This window comes from Acinetobacter towneri (assembly GCF_001758345.1).
Taxonomy (GTDB): Bacteria; Pseudomonadota; Gammaproteobacteria; order Pseudomonadales; family Moraxellaceae; genus Acinetobacter; species Acinetobacter towneri_A.
Map to the genome: position 1 here is coordinate 1 of NZ_MKQS01000048.1, position 4,408 is coordinate 4,408.

The 4,408-nt window shown below is 30.9% G+C and carries 5 protein-coding genes; 4 read left to right on the forward strand and 1 reads right to left on the reverse strand.

Annotated features, from left to right (window positions below; genetic code table 11):
- A partial coding sequence (locus BJN41_RS13280) for a transposase (RefSeq protein ID WP_070155754.1) occupies nucleotides 1–223 on the reverse strand: 223 nt, incomplete at its 3' end.
- Nucleotides 224–545: 322 nt separating this feature from the next.
- Between BJN41_RS13280 and BJN41_RS13285 the strand changes: the two genes are divergently transcribed.
- The 4 genes from BJN41_RS13285 to BJN41_RS15215 form a co-directional block, all read left to right on the forward strand.
- The gene (locus BJN41_RS13285; protein WP_070155757.1) at nucleotides 546–2,099 is read left to right on the forward strand and encodes a hypothetical protein; all 1,554 of its coding nucleotides are present in this window, start codon (nucleotides 546–548) and stop codon (nucleotides 2,097–2,099) included.
- 3 nt (nucleotides 2,100–2,102) lie between these two features.
- Complete coding sequence (locus tag BJN41_RS13290) at nucleotides 2,103–3,080, forward strand: ATP-binding protein (RefSeq protein WP_070155759.1); 978 nt, start codon at nucleotides 2,103–2,105, stop codon at nucleotides 3,078–3,080.
- Between the two features lie 8 nt (nucleotides 3,081–3,088).
- Complete coding sequence (locus BJN41_RS13295; RefSeq protein WP_070155761.1) at nucleotides 3,089–4,147, forward strand: hypothetical protein; 1,059 nt, start codon at nucleotides 3,089–3,091, stop codon at nucleotides 4,145–4,147.
- A 35-nt stretch (nucleotides 4,148–4,182) separates the two neighbouring features.
- The coding region (locus BJN41_RS15215; protein WP_070155762.1) for a transposase at nucleotides 4,183–4,408 on the forward strand (226 nt) is incomplete at its 3' end.

A 4,408-nucleotide genomic window follows, 5' to 3' on the forward strand; every position in this document is an offset into this window, starting at 1 on the left:
CCTTGAGCTGTTTGACTTCTTTCTCTAATTCCACGATCCGCTGTTGTTCTGGTGAAAGTTGACGTTTACTTGAACCTGCCGGATTGGTTTCACGAATCCATTTATCTAATGTTGAATAACCCACACCTAATTTCTGGGCGATTGCAGCTACAGACTCGTGTGAGTTTGAAAGTGCATAATCAATCGCTTGCTGTTTAAATTCGGGACTAAAACGTTTAGCCATTTCTTGAATCTCCAAAGATTAAAGTTACGTTATCTTTAGAGGGACGTGCTGTCCATTATTTTGTCTAGGATCAAGGTGTTTAGCAACACATCAAGATGGACGTATTTATGGTTGGAGAGGACTAATTCCTAATGTCAATATTAATGGATATAAAAGAAAAAATAAGGTATCAGCAAATTCCTTTGGACATGGATGTAGTGGGGCWTTAGATTCCTTATTTGTAAGATTTCCAGAAGTTAAAGAATCTTTTAATAATAAAATTCTCAATTCTAGAGGACAAAAAAATCTTGACTACGTAAATCAGTCTAGCAAAGGATTATGGTTGTGGTTTTTAAAACAATTAAAAGAGTTAGGGCTGGAAATCAAACAAGAATGGCCTTTCGACACAGACAAAAGAGGTTACGTAACTATTACTAAGTACATAAAAAAGGTTTTAGCAGAAAACCCTGCACAGGCAGTGAAGGTATTTGGTAAGCAAAGCAGTCAAAAAATTACAACAGGAGATGGTACTGACAGACCTATTGACGCACCATTATCACGAGTAGAAATGGATGCACATCTTCTTGATGGTCACTTTTGTATTCTTGTACCAGACTTTTCGGGTGATTTTACTGAAAAAATTATTCATAGAGTTTGGGTAATTGTACTCATTGATGTTTATACAAGAGTAGTTTTAGGTTATCACCTATCTTTAGGTAAAGAGGTTAATAAATTTGATGTATTAAAAGCCATTAGAAACTCTGTCACAAAATACAAACCAAGTAAAAACTTTTCAGATATTAAATATTGTGAAGACCCTGGTTTTCCTTCGATGTTATCTGATAAGTATATTGGTTTGTGTTGGGATGAGATGTGTGTTGATGGTGCCTTAGCAGAAAACTGTACTTATATTGAGCATATTTTAAATAATGTAATTGGATCAAAACTAATATCTCCAGTATCGAAAATTTCCAATTATGCTAAACGTAGAAATAAAGATGATAGGCCAAATATCGAGGCTTTTTTTAGAAATATATCTACCTATGGCTTTCAGAAACTAAGTAATACAAGTGGTAAAGACCATAAATCAAAAAGAGAGAACCCTCAAAAAATTGCCATAGAGTCTAGATTTCAACTGGAGTATGCTGAAGAGTTACTAGGTGCAATGATTACTGAATACAATAATACTCCTCATTCGAGCTTAGGATATAGATCTCCTTTGGAATATTTTGAATTTACGATACGAAAACAAGAAAATCTTAGGTATGTAGATCAAGAAAAGATTGATATTTTGTTCAGTTATAGGAAAAAATGTCAAGTTAAAGGTAATCTTCAACAGGGGAGAAAACCTTACATAAATTTTGAAGGAGCAAGATATAACAGTGAAATATTAGGGCAAAGATTTGATCTAATAGGTAGCCATATTTGGGTTTCAAATCATTTACCTGATGATGCACGAGTTGTTATGGCATCTACAGAAAATGGTGACTCTTTAGGAATATTGCGAGCTGCTATGCCATGGCATAAGCATCCTCATAGTTTGAGAGTTCGAAAACATATCAACTCTGCAATTAACAAAAAAATTATTCATGTTTATGAAAATAAAGATGCTGTAAGTGCTTTTATGGAGTTTGCTATTACTCATAAAACACTACCAACACACCCAGCTTACTTAGAACTACAAAGAATATTAGTAAATGATAATACAGATACTAGTGATTCATTGGTTAATGAGAATTCGACCAATTTCACAGACAATTCAGAGATTAGCTCTAAGGAAAATAAACAAAAAATAGAATTATCAAATGTTGAGCCTGGTTTTAAATCATCTAAAACAAACAATAAAAAATATGATTTATCCAACTTACCAGCTAGAAGAAAAATAGTACAGGGGTGATGTATGAATCAAAATATTAATTTCAACCATCCCATATTTACTCAGAAATATACAATATATACTCCTCCAATGGATGAAATGATAGCAGTTATTGGTGACTGGATAGAACAAAGGTTGAGTGGAGGTTATTTATACGGCCCGTCAAGATTTGGAAAAACTCGTACTGTAAGGGATTATTTAATAGGCGAATTATCACAACGTTTTAAACATGAAATTCCTTTAGTATTATGGAGTCGAAAAGAGTCATTAATGAGTGAAGGTGAGTTTTGGAATGAAATATTAAAATCAACAAATTATGAATTTTATGATATAAAAAAACCAAAAACAAAAATGATTGCAAGGAACTTAGTAGAAGAAAGATTTAAAACTATCGCTGATTTCGCTTATAGTAATTATGTAATTATTTTAATCGATGAAGCTCAAGAGATGACTCTTAAAGAGTGGAAATGGTTATTAGGTTTGCAAAACAACTTGGACTTAAGTGGTTATAAAATAAGTGTTTTTTCAATAGCTACTCATAATGTAAATTATAAGCCAAATTATTTAGCAAGAACTGGTAATCCTCATATAGCAGCGAGATTTTTTACAGGTGATTACCGCTTTAAAGGTATTAAAACCTTGCAAGAAATTGCTTTTATTCTTAGATCATATGAAGAAGACTCTGAATGGCCAGTCGGAAGTGGAACTACATATTTGGAATATTTTGCTCCAATAGGTTATAAAAAAGGTAATCGTCTAATTAATTATGCTGAATTAATATGGGATGGTTTTCAAAAATCATATCCACAGAAGGCATATAAGAAGAATCAATTTGAAATACCTATGCAACACTTAGCCTTATTAATTGAAAAAACCCTTAAAGACCTGGCTAATGATGGTGAGGATTGGGGTAAGCTGGAATCATTAGATTACTGGTTAGATTTGATTAAGAAGACGGGGTTCGAGAGCCATATTTCAATGATTACAGAAATACCTATTTAGGAATTATAATGATTAAAAAATCAGTAAATATTGATGACCCAAAATATCCTAATTTTAATTGGAGTATCGATCTTTTAAATAAAACAGAATCATTTGAAAGTTTTATTGCTAAATTTTGTCATTTAAATAAAATAACTGTAAAAAAATTTTTACAAAATTGGAATTACTTGTATACTGATAAAATTAAATTTGATAATTTTTTTAGAAATATATCAAAAAATGATAAGGATATTTTAGAATCCTACTCTCAATTCAAGTACGCCAAACTAGATTGCATTGAGAGTGGAATACAAGTAGAAAAAGGAAACAATACTCATAAGCAAATATTTTTATACTGCGAATTATGTATCAAAACTGGATTTCATAGTGAAATTTTTAACAAAAATTGGATTAGTATATGTCCAGTACACAAGACTAAATTGCAAAAAATAAATTTATTGACAGAATCATCATCTAATAAAAATGACTATTTTTATTCAAGGGTTGAAAAAATAAAAGAATTAGCAATTAGTTTAAATTTAGATTGGCCAAGAAATAAAGAAAGAGTTTCAACATTAAGATTTTGTAAAATAAAAAATTGGGTGGTCGGATTGGAAAAAGAAATTCAAAAATATTTCCCAATTACAGGAAATATTATATGTGCTACGAATGAGAGCGACATTAATAGATTATTAGGATTTTTTAACTATATTTTCCCAATTAATGACACTGATCTTAATTTTATATTCAGGAATATAAAACAAAGACCACCCAAAGTAAAATTATATTATGAAAAGGAAGTCTTAATTTTTATAAGAGATTACAAGTATGAAATAAATAATATTTTAGAACACTATAAAAATAAATTGCAAGCTGATAAATTTAATAATTTTAAATTTTTTGAATTTATTAATAATTACCTAAATTATATTAATAAAATTCACTGCAAAAAAAAATGTAAATGGGCTGATAGAAAGAGAGAGTATTATTGGAAAATAAGTGAAAATCAATTTCACAACAATTTATGGACGACTTGTCAATACGAGCAAGTGATCCTAGACAAAATAATGGACAGCACGTCCCTCTAAAGATAACGTAACTTTAATCTTTGGAGATTCAAGAAATGGCTAAACGTTTTAGTCCCGAATTTAAACAGCAAGCGATTGATTATGCACTTTCAAACTCACACGAGTCTGTAGCTGCAATCGCCCAGAAATTAGGTGTGGGTTATTCAACATTAGATAAATGGATTCGTGAAACCAATCCGGCAGGTTCAAGTAAACGTCAACTTTCACCAGAACAACAGCGGATCGTGGAATTAGAGAAAGAAGTCAAACAGCTCAAGGAAG

Bases quoted from the DNA above. Each gene is read 5' to 3' on its own strand.
- BJN41_RS13290 (WP_070155759.1), top strand. From the start codon at position 2,103: ATGAATCAAAATATTAATTTCAACCATCCCATATTTACTCAGAAATAT.
- BJN41_RS13295 (WP_070155761.1), top strand. From the start codon at position 3,089: ATGATTAAAAAATCAGTAAATATTGATGACCCAAAATATCCTAATTTT.